A 16058-nucleotide genomic window follows, 5' to 3' on the forward strand; every position below is an offset into this window, starting at 1 on the left:
CGCCGATGTCCCTCCCCCCTCTGGGGGAGAGGAAGTCTCAGTCGTCGAAAAGGTCGGGATATTGATGCGGCTGGCAGCGCAGGAACTGCTTGGCCGCCTTGGCTCGGGCGCCGAGCGCGGCGGCGGCGTGCCACGGCCACCGCGGATCGTAGAGGATGCCCCGGGCGAGGGCGATCGCGTCGGCGTCACCGCTATGGACGATTGCTTCCGCCTGTTCGTAGCCGGTGATCAGACCGACCGCGATCACCGGAATGCCGACGGCCTCCTTGATGCGCCGGGCGAACGGCACCTGATAGTTCGGGCCGACCGGGATCTTCTGCTGCGGATGAAGGCCGCCGCTCGAGACGTGAATGGCCGCGCAGCCGCGCGCCTCCAGCGCCTTGGCGAAGGCGATCGTCTCTTCCACCGTCCAGCCGCCGTCCACCCAGTCGGTGGCGGAGACGCGCATGCTGACCGGCTTCCCGGCCGGGAAGGCGCCGCGGATCGCATCGAACACCTCGAGCGGGAAACGCATGCGGTTCTCCAGGCTGCCGCCATATTCGTCTTCGCGGCGGTTGGAGAGCGGCGAGAGGAATTCGTGAAGCAGATAGCCGTGGGCGCCGTGAACCTGGATGGCGTCGAGGCCGAGCCTCTCCGCCCTTGCCGCTGCCGCCGCGAAGGCCTCGCGCAGGCGGGCGAGATCCGCCGTGGCCAGTGCCACGGGCGGGTTTTCGCCCGGAGCGTAGGCGATCGCCGAGGGCGCCTCGGTCTGCCAGCCGCGCGGGGCGTCCGGCGCGATCTGGGCGCCGCCCTGCCAGGGCACGTGGGTGGACGCCTTGCGTCCGGCGTGCGCCAGCTGGATGCCGATCGGGATGTCCGAATGGCGGCGGACGCTGGCGAGGACGTTGCGCAGCGCCGCCTCGTTCTCGTCGGACCAGAGGCCGAGATCGTCCGGGGAAATGCGTCCCTCCGGGGTCACGGCGGTCGCCTCGATCATCAGCAAGGCGGCGCCCGAGAGCGCGAGATTGCCGAGGTGGATCACGTGCCAGTCGGTCGCATTGCCGGCGCCATCGGCCGAATATTGGCACATCGGCGCGATGACGATGCGGTTGGAAAGAGTGAGCCCGCCGACGGGGAGGGGGGTGAAGAGCTTGGATGCCAAGGGAAAATGTCCGTGCCTGAGAATGTTCGACGCCAACGCACCAGCGCGGCGGGGTTCCTTCGGCTTTTGCGATCAGAGCCGAAGCGTGCCTTCTATGACGGTAATGCAGCGCCCGCCGAGCACCGCGCGCTCGCCTTCGCGCCGGCAGCTGACCTCGCCGCCGCGCCGGCTCGCCTGGAATGCGGTAAAGCTCTCCCGGTCGAGCCGGTCGCACCAGAAGGGCGTCAGAGCGGCATGGGCGGAGCCTGTCACCGGATCCTCGTTCACGCCCCAGGCCGGAACGAACACCCGGCTCACGACGTCGTGCGCGCTGCCGCGGGCGGTGACGATCGCCATCAGGTCGATCTGCGCGAGCCGCGCCATGTCGGGGGCGCAGCTGCGCACCGCCTCCTCGTCGTCGAGCAGGACGATGGCCGTGGCCTCGGCGCCCTTGTGGCTGAGGAACACCTGGGCGGAGCCGTCGCAGCGGAGCGCGTCGACCAGCCGGGTCCCGTCGCGGCTCACCCAATTCTCGAGTTCGCCATCGCTCGCCTCGCGCACCAGGGTTTCCGGGAGGTCGAGGGCATAGCCTTCGCCGTCGCGTTCGACGACCAGCACCCCTGCCTTGCGGGTGCGGAAGCGGACCCGCTCGCCATGGAGCAGCACATGACCGCTCGCCAGCGTGGCATGGCCGCAGAGCGCGACCTCCGTGGTCGGCGTGAACCAGCGCAGCTCGTAGTCGGCGTCGCCGTCGGTGGGCACCGTGAAGGCGGTTTCGCTGAGGTTGTTCTCCTCGGCGATGGCTTGCATCGTCGCATCGGGCAGCCACGCGTCGAGCGGCACCACGGCGGCCGGATTGCCGGTGAACGGCCGATCGGCGAAGGCGTCGACCTGGACGAGACGAAGTTCGGGCATGGCGAGGCTCCGGGTGTAGAATCGGTCGATGCGCCTAGCCGAGCGCGCTGGCAAGGAACAGGGGTCCGTCCCGCGCGGATTGCCGGAAATCATCTCGGCGTCAGGTCGGTCTCCGCCAGCGGATTGCCGGGCTCGTCGATCTGGCCCTCGGGATCGACGTGGATCAGGATCTCGCAGCCGGGAAACTCGCGGCCGAGGCGGGTCTCGACCTCGTCCATCACCCGGTGCGCCTCGGCGACCGTCATCTCCGGATCGACCCAGACATGGAACTGCACGAAGTCGCGTGCGCCGCTGGTGCGGGTGCGAAGGTCGTGCATGCCCTTGAGTTCGGGATGGCGCGACGCCGCCTCGATGAAGCGCTGCCTTTTCTCCTCAGGCCATTCCTTGTCCATCAGCTGGTCGATCGCGCGGGCCGAGGCGCGCCAGGCGCCGAACAGCAGCCACAAGGCGATGGCGACGCCGAACAGCGGGTCCGCACCGGTTATCCCGAGATATTGGTCGATCACCAGGGCAAGGATCACCGAGACGTTGAGCAGCAGGTCGCTTTGATAGTGGACATGGTCGGCTTCGATCGCGACCGAGCCGGTGCGGGCGATCACCCGGCGCTGATAGGCGAGCAGACCGAGGGTGGTGCAGAGCGCAAGCGCCGAAACGGCGATGCCATATTCGGCATGCGCCGTCGTCGCGCCCTCGATCAGCCGCTCGACCGCGCGCCAGCCGATGCCGATCGCGGAGACGGTGATGATCGCCACCTGGGCGAGCGCCGCCAGCGCCTCCGCCTTGCCGTGTCCGAAGCGATGCCCCTCGTCGGCGGGCGTGGCGGCCAGGCGGACGCCGTAGAGCGTGATCAGCGAGGCTAGCACGTCGAGCGCGGTGTCGGCGAGCGAGCCGAGCATCGCCACCGATCCGGTCGCCCAGGAGGCATAGGATTTCAGCGCCAGGAGGAAGAGCGCGACCGAGACGCTGGCGATCGCCGCCCGCGCGGCCAGCCCGGACCCTTCGGCCGCCGCACCATGGCTGTGCCCGGAGCTCACGGGTAGAGCAGCCCCTGGCGCCATCCTTCCTCGGTGCGGGTGAACAGGCGCCGCTCGTGCAGGCGGTGGGCGCGGTCGTTCCAGAACTCGATGCGCTCGGGCACGATGCGGAAGCCGGACCAGCGCGGCGGCCGTGGTACGTCGCCGCCGGCAAAGCGCGCGCTCGTCTCCTGGAAGCGCGCTTCGAAGGTCGTGCGCGCGTCGAGCGGGCGGGATTGCTCCGACGCCCAGGCGCCGAGCTGGCTGTCGCGGCCGCGGCTCGCGAAATAGGCGTCCGCCTCGGCGTCTGCGACGCGCTCCACCGCGCCTTCGACCCGCACCTGCCGGCGCAGCGACTTCCAGTGGAAGAGAAGGGCGGCGTTCGGATTGGCGGCAAGCTCGCCGCCCTTCCGGCTGTCGAGATTGGTGTAGAAGGTGAATCCGCGCGCGTCATGGCCCTTCAGCAGGACCATGCGCACCGACGGCAGCCCGTCCGGCGTCGCAGTGGCCAGCGCCATCGCCGTAGGATCGTTGGGCTCGGAAAGCGTCGCTTCCGCCAGCCATTCCTCGAACAGAGCATGGGGATCGTCGGACATGGCGGACTCTCTGCCGCCTTCGCTGCGGCGGCACAAGCCGACGCTTGCAGCGCGCGCCGGCCGCGCCCATCTGCAACAGGGTTGCCCGATTGCAACAGTGGACATTTGGAGCGTGGTGGAGAACGAAGCGCGGATGGCCGATCTCTATTCAACCCTGGGCGTGGCGCGCGATGCCGACGAAGCCGCGATCAAGAAGGCGTATCGCAAGCTCGCCAAGGAGCTGCATCCCGATCGCAACAAGGACAATCCGGCCGCGGCCGCCCGCTTTTCGCAGGTGACGAGGGCCTATGACATCCTCACCGACAAGGACAAGCGTGCGCGCTACGACCGCGGCGAGATCGACGAGGATGGCAATCCGCGGGCGTTCGGATTCGGCGGCGGCGCCGGCGGCGGCGCCGGGCCGGGCGGTTTCGGCCGTGGTCCGGCCGGCGGTTTCGGCGGCGGCGGCGAAGAGGTGGATCTTTCGGAAGTGTTCGAGGGCCTGTTTGGCGGCGGCGGCCGTCGCGGCGGTGGTTTCGGCGGCTTCGGCGGCTTCGGCGGACGCCGCTCCGCCCCGCCGCAGAAGGGTGCCGACGTCTCCTACCGGCTCGCCGTCTCGTTCGAGGACGCGGCGGCGCTGCGCGACCAGAAGGTGACGCTGCAGGGCGGCAAGACGATCGCGATCAAGCTGCCGAAGGGCGTCGACGAAGGCACCAGGATCCGCCTCGCCGGCCAGGGGCAGGCCGGTTCCGGCGGCAACGGCGACGCGATCGTCACCATCTCGGTCACGCCGCATCGCTTCTTCACCCGCGAAGGCGACAATATCCGCCTGGATCTTCCGGTGAGCCTCGACGAGGCGGTGCTGGGCGCCAAGGTCAAGGTCCCGACCGTCGACGGCCCGGTAATGGTTTCCATTCCCAAGGGTTCCTCGTCGGGCAAGACCCTGCGCCTGAAGGGCAAGGGCTTCACCGGCAAGACGGGCAGCCGCGGCGACCAATTGGTCACCCTGATGATCGACATCCCCGATCAGGATCCGGAGCTCGCGCGCTTCGTCGAGGGCTGGAGCGGCAAGGGCAGAGGAAACCCGCGGGCGGGGCTGGGCGTCTAGCCTCCCGTGCAGACGGTCTCCCCCGAATCCCCAGAAGCGCGACGCAAGCGCCTCGTCCGTACCAAGAAGCGCTTCGGCAAGCTCCGCAAGACCATGCGGCCGGGCGAGTATACGTTCGAGGTGCTGAAGCGGGTTGCAATCGGCGTGTACAGCGACGGCTTCATCCATGCGGGGAACCTCGCCTACCTCGCCCTGATGACAATCTTCCCGTTCATCATCGTCGCCGCAGCCGCGGCGCGCCTGTTCGGCCAGACCGAGGGCGGGCTGCAGGCGGTGACGGCGCTGCTGCAGACCATGCCGCCGGACGTCGCCGACGTGCTGAGGAAGCCGATCAGCGACGTGCTCACCGCGCGGTCGGGCAATCTGCTCTGGCTGGGCGCATTGGTCGGCCTGTGGACCACGGGCAGCTTCATCGAGACGATCCGTGACATCCTGCATCGCGCCTATGGCGTGGTCGGTGGCGCGCCGTTCTGGGAATATCGCCTGCTGTCGATCGGGCTAATCGTCGCCTCGGTGCTGATGATGCTCGTCTCGTTCAGCCTTTCGATCGTGCTGTCGAGCATCACCCAGTTCATCGTGCAGATCATCCCGCGCGGCGAGGCCTTGGTCGGCCTCCTCAACCTGTTCCGCGTCGTGCCCGGGCTGATCCTGTTCGGCTCGATCTATCTGATCTTCGTCTCGCTGACTCCGCGGCGGTATCGGCGGCAGCAGTGCAAGAAATGGCCCGGGGCGCTGTTCGTGACCTTGTGGTGGCTGGCGACGACGGCGCTGCTGCCGGTCGCCCTTTCCGGCCTCGGCAGCTACGATCTCACCTACGGGAGCCTGGCCGGCGTGATCATCGCGCTGTTTTTCTTCTTCGTTATCGGCTTCGGTGTGGTTATCGGCGCTCAGCTGAACGCGGCGCTGGCGGAACCGCCGGAAGCCAGCGTACAGCAGATCGAAGCAGCGAAGGGCGCAGGGGAAACGGCATGACGGGGTTGATGGCGGGCAAGCGCGGGCTGATCATGGGCCTGGCCAATGACAAGTCGCTCGCATGGGGTATCGCCAGGAAGCTTGGAGAGCAGGGCGCCGAGCTCGCTTTCACCTATCAGGGCGAAGCCCTGCAGAAGCGGGTGTCGCCGCTCGCGGAGCAGCTCGGCTCAGACCTGCTGATCGAATGCGACGTCTCGGATCCCGCGGCGATCGACGCGTCGTTCGACGCGCTCAGGCAGCGCTGGGACACGATCGACTTCATCGTCCATGCGATCGGCTTCTCCGACAAGAACGAGCTGCGCGGCAAATATGTCGAGACCAGCCTCGACAACTTTCTGATGACGATGAACATCTCCGCCTACAGCTTCACCGCGATCGCCAACCGGGCGCGGGCGATGATGCCGAACGGCGGCAGCCTGCTCACCCTCTCTTATTACGGCGCCGAGAAGGTGATCCCGCATTACAACGTGATGGGGCTCGCCAAGGCGGCGCTCGAGACCAGCGTCAAATATCTGGCGATGGACCTCGGCCCGGAGAACATCCGCGTCAACGCCATCTCGGCGGGGCCGATCAAGACGCTGGCGGCGAGCGGCATCGGCGACTTCCGCTACATCATGAAGTGGAACGAATATAATTCGCCGCTGCGCCGCAACGTGACCATCGAGGATGTCGGCGGCGCCGGCCTCTATCTGCTGTCGGATCTCGCGTCCGGCGTCACCGGCGAGATCCATCATGTCGACGCGGGCTACAATGTGGTCGGCATGAAGGCGGAGGACGCGCCGGACATCGCCACGACGTGAGCCTGCTGCCGGAAAGCGGCGATCTCCACGTCCGGCCGGCCGAGCCGGGCGACGCGGCCGCGATCCGGGCCGTGCACGAGGCCGCCTTCCCGACGCGCCTCGAGGCCGATCTGGTCGAGCGCCTCGAGCGCGACGGCGACGTCGTGGTCTCGCTGGTCGCCGCGCGCGAGGACGAGGTCGCCGGTCACCTTTTGCTCAGCCGGATGGAGGTGGTCGCCGACGGCCGCCCTCGCCGCGCGCTCGGCCTCGGCCCGGTGGCGGTCGTGCCGCCGCTCCAGCGGGCGGGCGTCGGCTCTGCCCTGATCCGCGGCGCGCTTGCCATCGCCCGCGCGACCGGCGAGGAATTCGTCTTCGTCCTCGGCGAACCTGAATATTATCAGCGCTTCGGCTTCTCGGCGGCGACGGCGGCGCCCTTCGCCTCGCCTTATGCCGGCCCCTATCTGATGGCGATCGCGTTCGGCGATGCGCCGGCGCCAGCCGCCGGCACGGCCGCTTACGCGCCGGCCTTTACGCTCGGAGCCTCGGCATGAGCTTCAACACCTTCGGGCGGGTGTTCCGCTTCACCACCTGGGGGGAGAGCCACGGCCCCGCGCTCGGCGCGGTGGTCGACGGCTGCCCCCCTCTGCTCGCGCTCGACGAGGCGGCGATCCAGCCCTGGCTCGACAAGCGCAGGCCGGGCACCAGCCGCTTCACCACCCAGCGCCGCGAGCCCGATGCCGTCCGCATCCTCTCCGGCGTGTTCGAGGGCCGAACGACGGGCACGCCGATCAGCCTGATGATCGAGAATGTCGACCAAAGGTCGAAGGATTATGGCGATACGGCCCCGCCTTACCGGCCCGGCCATGCCGATTACGCTTATGACGCCAAATACGGCACCCGCGACTGGCGTGGCGGCGGGCGCAGCTCTGCGCGCGAGACGGCGGCCCGCGTCGCCGCCGGCGCGGTCGCGCGGCTGGTCGTGCCGGAAGTCTCGATCCGCGCCTACGTCGTCGAGATCGGCGGCGACCGCGTCGATCCGGCCGCGTTCGACGACGCGGCCATCGACGAGAATCCGTTCTTCTGCCCCGATCGCGCCGCCGCGGCGCGCTGGGAGACCCTGGTCGACGAGGCCCGCAAGGCCGGCTCGTCCCTCGGCGCGGTGGTCGAGTGCGTCGCCACCGGCGTGCCGGCCGGCTGGGGGGCGCCGCTCTACGCCAAGCTCGACAGCGAGCTCGCCGCGGCGATGATGTCGATCAACGCGGTGAAAGGCGTCGAGATCGGCGACGGCTTCGCCGCGGCGGCGCTGCGCGGCGAGGACAATGCCGATCCGATGCGCCCCGGCACCGACGGCCGTCCGGAGTTCCTCGCCAACCACGCCGGCGGCATCGCCGGCGGGATCTCCACCGGCCAGCCGGTGGTCGTGCGCGTCGCCTTCAAGCCGACCTCGTCGATCCTGACCCCGGTGCCGTCGGTCACGCCCGGCGGCGAGGCGGCGGAGGCGGTGACGAAAGGCCGCCACGATCCCTGCGTCGGAATCCGCGGCGCCCCGGTCGTCGAAGGGATGATGGCGCTGGTGCTCGCCGATCAGAAGCTGCTGCAGCGGGCGCAGCGGGGATGAGCCGGGGCGCTCGGATCCGTGTGTCGGGCCGGGTGCAGGGCGTGTTCTTCCGCAACTGGACGATCGAGCAGGCGCAGGCGCTCGGCCTTCGCGGCTGGGTCCGCAACCGTGCCGACGGCAGCGTCGAGATCCTGGCTTTCGGAGAGGAAGCGGCGCTGCGGGCGCTGGTCGCGAAATGCCATGAGGGTCCGCGCGCGGCCCAGGTCGCGCGCGTCGAGGTGGAGGAAGCGGAGGGCGACGCGCCCGTAGGGTTCACCCGCGAGCGGACCGTCTGATCCTCCCCGCGAGCGGGGAGGATTACCTCTTCACACCGATCAACGTGCCCTTGCTCCCGCCTTTCCATAGCCGGAAGTCGAAATCGGGGCGGGCCTTGCGCCAGCGGCGGGCGACCACCCGCTCGCCGGGCCGGGCCGCGTCGTCGAGGAAGATCGTGCCTCCCGGCGCGATGTTGTCGAACAGCGACGAGGCGGCACCCCGGGTCAGCGGATGGATCGTCCAGGGCGGTCCGTCGACCAGCATCATGTCGATGTTCCGGGGCAGACGTCCGTGCGCGTACCACAGCCCGGGCCAGCCGTCGGGCGAGGGGGCGAGCGGCACAGCGCGCAGATCGGCCTCGAGACCGTAATCGGCGAGCCACTTGCGCGTCGCGTCGACGAAATCCTCATGTTGCTCGAAACTGATCAGCGTGCCGCCGCCCGCTTTCTGAAGCGCCTTGGCGATCACCAGCGTCGAGGCGCCGGTGCCGAATTCGACGACGAGCCCCGGCCGGTGCTCGAGGATGTGGTCGGTCACCAGGGTGAGCAGTCCCGTGTCGGCCTTCCAGGCGCCGAGATTCGGCAGCGCATCCTCGGGCAGGTCGAGCCGCGCGAGGAGTGCCCGTTTCGCATCGGTGGTGCCGCCGCGCAGGCTGTTGAGCAGCCAGGGCCATTGCACGGCTCCGAAGGCCAGCAGCGCCGCCCAGTCCCCGAGCGACCGCCCGGCCTCGCCGATCACCTGCGTGTCTCCGATCCGCGGCAGCAGGCTCGTGGCGTCGCGGGTCGTCATGATGGCCTCGTCAATTCGCGAACGGGTCCCGGACCAGGATCGTGTCCTCGCGCTCCGGGCTGGTCGAGACCAAAGCGACCGGACACTGGATGAGTTCCTCGATGCGACGGATGTACTTGATCGCGCTGGCGGGAAGTTCCGCCCAGCTGCGTGCGCCCGCGGTCGATTCCTGCCAGCCTTCGATCGTCTCGTAGATCGGCTCGACCGAAGCCTGGTCGGCGGCATGAGCGGGGAAATGGTTCAGCGTTTCGCCGCGGAGGCGATAGCCGGTGCAGATGGCGATTTGGTCGAGTCCGTCGAGCACGTCGAGCTTGGTGAGCGCGATTCCGGTCACGCCGGAGACGGCGCACGACTGGCGGACCAGAACCGCGTCGAACCACCCGCAGCGCCGTTTCCGGCCGGTGACGGTGCCGAACTCGCGGCCCCGCTCGCCGAGCCGCTCGCCGATCGCGTCCTCGAGCTCGGTCGGGAACGGACCGGCGCCGACCCGGGTCGTATAGGCCTTGGCGATGCCGAGGACGAAGCCGGCGGCCGACGGGCCGAGGCCGGTGCCCCCCGCGGCCGTGCCCGCAATGGTGTTCGACGAGGTGACGAACGGATAGGTGCCGTGATCGACATCGAGCAGCACGCCCTGCGCGCCCTCGAACAGGATGCGCTCGCCCTTCGCCTTGGCCGCGTTCAGGCGGAGCCAGACCGGCCGGGCGAACTGCAGGACGAAGTCGGCGATTTCGGCGAGCTCGGCCTCGAGTCCGGCGCGATCGATCGGCGGCTCGCCGAAGCCGGCGCGCAGCGCATTGTGATGGGCGCAGAGACGGTCGAGCTGCGGCCCGAGCTGGCCGAGATGGGCGAGGTCGCACACGCGGATGGCGCGGCGGCCGACCTTGTCCTCATAGGCCGGGCCGATGCCGCGGCGGGTGGTGCCGATCTTGCCTTGGCCGGAGGCGTCCTCGCGCAGCGCGTCGAGATCGCGGTGGAAGGGGAGGATCAGCGGACAGGTGTCGGCGATCTGCAGCGTCTCCGGCGTGATCGAGACGCCCTGCGCGGTCAGCTTCTCGACCTCGCTCTTCAGCGCCCAGGGATCGAGCACGACACCGTTGCCGATCACCGACAGGGTGCCGCGGACGATTCCCGACGGCAGCAGCGAGAGCTTGTAGGTCTGATTGCCGACGACCAGAGTGTGGCCGGCATTGTGCCCGCCCTGGAAGCGAACGACCACGTCGGCCCGGCTCGCCAGCCAGTCGACGATCTTGCCCTTGCCCTCGTCGCCCCATTGGGCGCCGATCACGGTCACATTGGCCACTTGGAATCCTTCGTCAGGAGAGACGGCTCGCCTCTACGGTCGCCGAGGCGCAACGTCCAGTCGGCGCGGGGTCAGCCGAGCGGCGGCGGCGATCGGTGTTCGTCCGACTGCGGGCTCATGATCCCGACCGCCACCCCGTCCGGATCCTCGACGATCGCGAAGCGGGAGCCCCAGAAGGCGTCGCACGGCGGCTGCAGGCCGGCGAAGCCGGCGCTCGTCACCTCGCGCCAGATCGCGTCCACCTCGTGCCGCTCCGCCACTGCGAAGCCGAGAAGCACCCGGCCGGCGAGATCCGTGCGGCCGCGCCACGCCGCATTCCACAGCGCGGCGAAGCGCACGCTGTCGATCTCGAGCCGCGCCGGACCGCCGGGCGCGCCATTGGCGTGGAAGATGCCGTCTCCCGCATCCCACACGCCCTGCGGCGGGATGTCGGCTCCCAGCAGCCGGTAGAAATGCAGCGAACGCTGCGGATCGGCAGTTACGACATTCGCCTGGGAAAAGATCGCATGTGCCATGGCTCTCTCCGTAGGCCGGAGCAGCCTAACGCACCGGCGTGACCGAGTCCCGAGGGTTGCGAGCGCGGCAGCCTCTCCCGCCCTCGCGGACAGGAAAGGCTTTCACTCAGAAGCGCAGCGGCTTCACCGTCTTCACGCCTGGGATCGCCTTGATGCGGCCAACCACGTCGGTTCCGACCCGGCTGTCGACCGAGATCAGGGCGACCGCCTCGCCGCCCGCAGCCCGGCGGCCGAGGTTGAAGGTGGCGATGTTGATCCCCGCCTCGCCGAGGGTGGTGCCGAGCCGGCCGATGAAGCCGGGCGCGTCCTCATTGACGATGTAGATCATGTTGCCTTCGAGCTCCGCCTCGACGCGGATGCCGAAGATCTCGACGAGGCGCGGGGCGGCGTTGGCGAACAGGGTGCCGGCGACCGTCTTCTGGCCTTCGGGCGTCGTCACCGTCACCCGCACCAGCGTGTGGTAATCACCCTCGCGATCATGGCGAACCTCCCGCACGTCGAGGCCGCGCTCCTTGGCCAGGAAAGGCGCGTTCACCATGTTCACCGTGTCCGAGTAGACGCGCATGAAGCCGGCGAGCACGGCGCCGGTGATCGGCTTCTGGTTGAGCTGCGCCGCAGCGCCCTCGACCTCGATCGAGATCGACGTGGCGCGCGCGCCCTCGAGCTGGCCGACGATCGCACCGAGCGTCTCGGCCAGCACCATGTAGGGCTTCAGCTTCGGCGCTTCCTCGGCGGAGAGCGAGGGCATGTTGAGCGCGTTGGTGACTCCGCCGCGGGTCAGGAACTCCGCCATCTGCTCGGCCACCTGAATGGCGACGTTGACCTGCGCCTCCGTGGTCGAGGCGCCGAGGTGCGGCGTCGCGACCAGGCCGGGCGTCCCGAACAGGGGATTGGTCTTGGCAGGCTCCTCGACGAACACGTCGAGCGCCGCGCCGGCGACATGGCCGCTCTCCAGCGCTTCCTTCAGCGCCGCCTCGTCGATCAGGCCGCCGCGGGCGCAGTTGATGATGCGGACGCCCTTTTTGGTCTTCGCCAGATTCTCGCGGCTGAGGATGTTGCGGGTCTGGTCGGTCAGCGGGGTGTGGAGGGTGATGAAATCCGCCCGGGCGAGCAGCTCGTCGAGCTCGACCTTGTCGATGCCGAGGTCGAGCGCCCGCTCCGCGGTCAGGAACGGATCGTAGGCGGCCACCTTCATCTTGAGGCCGAGTGCGCGGTCGGCGACGATCGAGCCGATGTTGCCGGCGCCGATCAGGCCCAGCGTCTTGCCGGTGAGCTCGACGCCCATGAAGCGGTTCTTCTCCCACTTGCCGGCCTGGGTGGAGGCGTCGGCGGCGGGAAGCTCGCGGGCGAGCGCGAACATCAAGGCGATGGCGTGCTCGGCGGTGGTGATCGAGTTGCCGAACGGCGTGTTCATCACCACCACGCCGCGGGCGGAAGCGGCCGGGATGTCGACATTGTCGACGCCGATGCCGGCGCGGCCGACCACCTTCAGATTGCCGGCGGCCTCGAGCAAATCGGCGGTAACCTTGGTGGCCGAGCGGATGGCGAGACCGTCATACTCGCCGATGATTGCCTTCAATTCGTCCTTGGTCAGGCCGGGCTTCTCGTCGACGGCAACGCCGGCGGCGCGGAACACCTCGGCGGCGTTGGGATCCATTTGATCGGAAATAAGGACCTTGGGCATGTTGCTTACCTTTGCTCCCTCTCCCCTGGAGGGTTCCCATCAAAGTAGTATTTTGATGGGAACCCGTGGGAGAGGGTGGGGGAGAGGGGAAGTCGGAGGGCCGCCGCGTCCGCGGTCTGCTCCAGCGCGAGGCGCTTAGGCCGCGCGCGCTTCGTGGAAGGCCCAGTCGAGCCAGGGGAAGAGCGCCTCGAGATCGTCGATCTCGACCGTCGCACCGCACCAGAGGCGCAGGCCCGGCGGCGCGTCGCGATAGCCGGCGACGTCATAGGCAGCGCCCTCCGCCTCCAGCAGCGCCGCCATCTTCTTGACGAGGGCGGCCTGCGCATCGGAGTCGAAGCCCGGCAGGGCATCCTCGGCGAACTTCAGGCAGACGCTGGTGTTCGACCTTGTCGCCGGATCGGTGGCGAGATGCTCGACCCATGGCGTGCTTTGCACCCAGTAATCGACCGCCGCGGCATTGGCGTCGGCCCGCGCGATCAGCGCCGAGAGGCCGCCGAGGCCCTGCGCCCATTCCAGCGCGAAGATATAGTCCTCCACCGCCAGCATCGACGGCGTGTTGATCGTCTCGCCCTTGAAGATGCCCTCGATCAGCTTGCCGCTCTTGGTCATGCGGAAGATCTTGGGCAACGGCCAGGCGGGGACGTAGCTCTCCAGCCGCTCGACCGCGCGGGGGCCGAGGATCAGAACGCCATGGCCGCCCTCGCCGCCGAGAACCTTTTGCCAGCTGAAGGTGGCGACATCGATCTTCTCCCAGGGAATGTCCTGGGCGAAGGCCGCCGAGGTCGAATCGGCGATGGTGAGGCCCTCACGGTGGTCGGCGATCCAGTCGCCGTTCGGCACGCGGACGCCGGAGGTGGTGCCGTTCCAGGTGAAGACCAGGTCGTGGCTCTGGTCGACGGCGGAGAGATCGGGCAGCGCGCCGTAGGGCGCCTTGATCACGGTCGCGTCGAGCTTCAATTGCTTGACCACGTCGGTGACCCAGCCTTCGCCGAAGCTCTCCCAGGCGAGGACGGTGACGGGGCGGGCGCCGAGCAGCGACCACAAGGCCATCTCCACCGCGCCGGTATCCGACGCGGGAACGATGCCGATGCGATGGCTCGCCGGGACGCGCAGGATCTTGCGGGTGAGATCGATGGCGTGAGTCAGACGCGCCTTGCCGAGCTTCGAGCGATGCGAGCGGCCGAGCGATCCGAGCGCGAGATGTTCGGGGCCCCAGCCCGGCGGCTTGGCGCAGGGTCCGGAAGAAAAAAACGGACGCGCAGGCCGCGTGTCCGGCTTCACAACAGTCATGTATCTCTCCTCGCAGAGAGCGCGCGCCGCGTTGGGACGGCGTGGCCCGCCGACGGCCTTAGCGGCGGGATCCCATCTGTCAACCACACCAGGGTTGTTACGTAGGTGGAAGGGTTGCGTTTCCGGCGGCGCCGCGCGGCGCGCGCGCGTGGGTTTGACGCCTATCGCCAGCCGTGTACGCTCGCTCCAGAGACTCGACTTGGTGGGAAGGGATTGGGGATGCTCTCTTTCGTGATTGGACTCGCACTCGCCGCACAGGCCGCGCCGCAACCGGCTGGTTCAGACGACATCGTGGTCACCGGCGAGCGGCTGACTCGGGAGAGCGCACGGCGGTACGTCAACGACGTGTCGCGGCCGGTCGACGGCCAGCTGCCCACCTTCCGCAATCCCGTCTGCCCCGGCGTGATCGGGCTGCCTGCGGAGCAGGGCTCGGTGATCGAGGCCCGGGTGCGCAAGGTTGCCAGGCATGTCGGGGTCAAGCTCGCCAAGGAGGGCTGCTCCCCGAACCTCAGGATCGTGGTGGTCGACGACAGCCAGACCTTCGTCTCCGAGCTGCACAAGCAGAAGCCGGAATTCTTCGGAGGGATGGAGCTCACCGAGATCGACCGGCTGCTCAAGGATCAGCGGCCGGCGCTGGCGTGGAATTCGGTCCAGCTGCAGAACGAGGACGGCAACGTCTACGCCTCCAACTCGGCGGGCCGCAGCTCGTTTGGCCGAATGAGCCAGAATCGGGTGAGCGCGGGCAACGACCAGGCTCAGGCGGCCGAGGGGATGCCGCGCGCCGGCGCCGGCACCGGCACGATGCGGGCGTCCTCGGCCTCGATCATCAAGCAGTCTACCCAGCAGGCAATCCTGCAATCCTATGTCGTGGTCGAGAGCGCGGCGGTGAACGGCAAGACGCCGATGCAGGTCGCCGATTATGCGACCATGCGGGCGCTTGCCGCGGTCCAGCCCCCGAAGGAGCCGGAGCAGGTCGAGACCATTCTCACCCTGTTCGAGGACGGCCGCGAGGCGCCGCCGAGCATTCGGGCGCCCGATGTCGCCTATCTGAAGGCGCTCTACAGCGCCTCCCCGACGCTCGGCAAAATGGCGCAGCTCAACCGCCTGACCAAGGCGGTGCTCGAGACTTCGCCCGAGGAGCCCGCCGGCGCCGGAAAGTGAGCGGCTCGTGGACGCGAAATACCGGCTAGCTCGACGTCGGGACTGAATAGAGGAGGGATTGAGGGATGTTCGCTCTGACGATTGCGCTGGCGCTTGCGGCACAGGCCGCGCCGCAGCCTGCAGGTTCCGACGACATCGTCGTCACCGGCGAGCGGCTGACCAGGGAGACGGCGCGCCGCTACGTGAACGACGTGTCGCGGCCGGTCGACGGCCAGCTGCCCACCTTCCGCAATCCCGTCTGCCCCGGCGTGATCGGGCTGCCTGCGGAGCAGGGCTCGGTGATCGAGGCCCGGGTGCGCAAGGTTGCCAGGCATGTCGGGGTCAAGCTCGCCAAGGAGGGCTGCTCCCCGAACCTCAGGATCGTGGTGGTCGACGACAGCCAGACCTTCGTCTCCGAGCTGCACAAGCAGAAGCCGGAATTCTTCGGAGGGATGGAGCTCACCGAGATCGACCGGCTGCTCAAGGATCAGCGGCCGGCGCTGGCGTGGAATTCGGTCCAGCTGCAGAACGAGGACGGCAACGTCTACGCCTCCAACTCGGCGGGCCGCAGCTCGTTTGGCCGAATGAGCCAGAATCGGGTGAGCGCGGGCAACGACCAGGCTCAGGCGGCCGAGGGGATGCCGCGCGCCGGCGCCGGCACCGGCACGATGCGGGCGTCCTCGGCCTCGATCATCAAGCAGTCTACCCAGCAGGCAATCCTGCAATCCTATGTCGTGGTCGAGAGCGCGGCGGTGAACGGCAAGACGCCGATGCAGGTCGCCGATTATGCGACCATGCGGGCGCTTGCCGCGGTCCAGCCCCCGAAGGAGCCGGAGCAGGTCGAGACCATTCTCACCCTGTTCGAGGACGGCCGCGAGGCGCCGCCGAGCATTCGGGCGCCCGATGTCGCCTATCTGAAGGCGCTCTACAGCGCCTCCCCGACGCTCGGCAAAATGGCGCAGCTCAACCGCCTGACCAAGGCGGT

17 protein-coding genes are annotated in these 16058 nt (G+C 68.8%); 8 read left to right on the plus strand and 9 right to left on the minus strand.

Going from position 1 to position 16058, the window contains the following annotated elements:
• Positions 1-37: 37 nt before the first annotated feature.
• From E2493_RS12570 to pdxH, 4 genes are all read right to left on the minus strand, one after another.
• Complete coding sequence (locus tag E2493_RS12570; RefSeq protein ID WP_135087288.1) at positions 38-1141, minus strand: NADH:flavin oxidoreductase/NADH oxidase; 1104 nt, start codon at positions 1139-1141, stop codon at positions 38-40.
• A 72-nt stretch (positions 1142-1213) separates the two neighbouring features.
• The gene (locus E2493_RS12575; protein WP_135087290.1) at positions 1214-2035 is read right to left on the minus strand and encodes a PhzF family phenazine biosynthesis protein; all 822 of its coding nucleotides are present in this window, start codon (positions 2033-2035) and stop codon (positions 1214-1216) included.
• 89 nt (positions 2036-2124) lie between these two features.
• Entirely contained in the window at positions 2125-3069 is a 945-nt protein-coding gene (locus E2493_RS12580; protein ID WP_225421442.1) for a cation diffusion facilitator family transporter, read from the minus strand.
• Positions 3066-3644 (minus strand): pyridoxamine 5'-phosphate oxidase, encoded by a 579-nt coding sequence (gene pdxH / locus E2493_RS12585; protein ID WP_135087294.1) that lies wholly within the window; start codon positions 3642-3644, stop codon positions 3066-3068. Before pdxH ends, E2493_RS12580 begins: the two co-directional genes overlap by 4 nt.
• Before the next feature lie 133 nt (positions 3645-3777).
• On the opposite strand from pdxH, the gene E2493_RS12590 reads away from it, so the two are divergent.
• From E2493_RS12590 to E2493_RS12615, 6 genes are read left to right on the plus strand one after another with little or no spacing between them, the layout of a single operon-like run.
• A complete protein-coding gene (locus E2493_RS12590; RefSeq protein WP_135087325.1) occupies positions 3778-4731 on the plus strand; it encodes a DnaJ C-terminal domain-containing protein in 954 nt (317 codons plus the stop codon).
• Positions 4732-4737: 6 nt separating this feature from the next.
• Entirely contained in the window at positions 4738-5703 is a 966-nt protein-coding gene (locus E2493_RS12595; protein ID WP_135087296.1) for a YihY/virulence factor BrkB family protein, read from the plus strand.
• Positions 5700-6503 (plus strand): enoyl-ACP reductase FabI, encoded by an 804-nt coding sequence (gene fabI, locus E2493_RS12600; protein WP_135087298.1) that lies wholly within the window; start codon positions 5700-5702, stop codon positions 6501-6503. The genes E2493_RS12595 and fabI overlap by 4 nt, the downstream gene beginning before the upstream one ends.
• Positions 6500-7033 carry a GNAT family N-acetyltransferase gene (locus E2493_RS12605; RefSeq protein WP_225421443.1) on the plus strand — a complete coding sequence of 178 codons (534 nt, stop codon included), beginning with the start codon at positions 6500-6502 and terminating at the stop codon, positions 7031-7033. Before fabI ends, E2493_RS12605 begins: the two co-directional genes overlap by 4 nt.
• A complete protein-coding gene (gene aroC / locus E2493_RS12610) occupies positions 7030-8100 on the plus strand; it encodes a chorismate synthase (protein WP_135087300.1) in 1071 nt (356 codons plus the stop codon). The genes E2493_RS12605 and aroC overlap by 4 nt, the downstream gene beginning before the upstream one ends.
• Positions 8097-8375 (plus strand): acylphosphatase, encoded by a 279-nt coding sequence (locus E2493_RS12615; RefSeq protein ID WP_135087302.1) that lies wholly within the window; start codon positions 8097-8099, stop codon positions 8373-8375. The genes aroC and E2493_RS12615 overlap by 4 nt, the downstream gene beginning before the upstream one ends.
• Before the next feature lie 22 nt (positions 8376-8397).
• Here E2493_RS12615 and E2493_RS12620 read toward each other — a convergent pair whose 3' ends face one another.
• From E2493_RS12620 to E2493_RS12640, 5 genes are all read right to left on the minus strand, one after another.
• Complete coding sequence (locus E2493_RS12620; RefSeq protein ID WP_135087304.1) at positions 8398-9144, minus strand: class I SAM-dependent methyltransferase; 747 nt, start codon at positions 9142-9144, stop codon at positions 8398-8400.
• Positions 9145-9154: 10 nt separating this feature from the next.
• Positions 9155-10444 (minus strand): adenylosuccinate synthase, encoded by a 1290-nt coding sequence (locus tag E2493_RS12625; protein WP_135087306.1) that lies wholly within the window; start codon positions 10442-10444, stop codon positions 9155-9157.
• A gap of 71 nt (positions 10445-10515) precedes the next feature.
• Complete coding sequence (locus E2493_RS12630) at positions 10516-10959, minus strand: VOC family protein (RefSeq protein WP_135087308.1); 444 nt, start codon at positions 10957-10959, stop codon at positions 10516-10518.
• A 106-nt stretch (positions 10960-11065) separates the two neighbouring features.
• Complete coding sequence (serA, locus tag E2493_RS12635) at positions 11066-12643, minus strand: phosphoglycerate dehydrogenase (protein WP_135087310.1); 1578 nt, start codon at positions 12641-12643, stop codon at positions 11066-11068.
• 135 nt (positions 12644-12778) lie between these two features.
• On the minus strand, positions 12779-13933 hold the full coding sequence (locus tag E2493_RS12640) for a phosphoserine transaminase (RefSeq protein WP_135087311.1): 1155 nt from the start codon (positions 13931-13933) through the stop codon (positions 12779-12781).
• Between the two features lie 231 nt (positions 13934-14164).
• On the opposite strand from E2493_RS12640, the gene E2493_RS12645 reads away from it, so the two are divergent.
• Positions 14165-15094, plus strand: a complete 930-nt coding sequence (locus E2493_RS12645) for a hypothetical protein (protein WP_135087313.1) — start codon at positions 14165-14167, stop codon at positions 15092-15094.
• Between the two features lie 65 nt (positions 15095-15159).
• The coding region (locus E2493_RS12650) for a hypothetical protein (RefSeq protein WP_135087315.1) at positions 15160-16058 on the plus strand (899 nt) is incomplete at its 3' end.

The organism is Sphingomonas parva (ex Maeng et al. 2020) (assembly GCF_004564275.1).
Lineage (GTDB): Bacteria > Pseudomonadota > Alphaproteobacteria > Sphingomonadales > Sphingomonadaceae > Allosphingosinicella > Allosphingosinicella parva.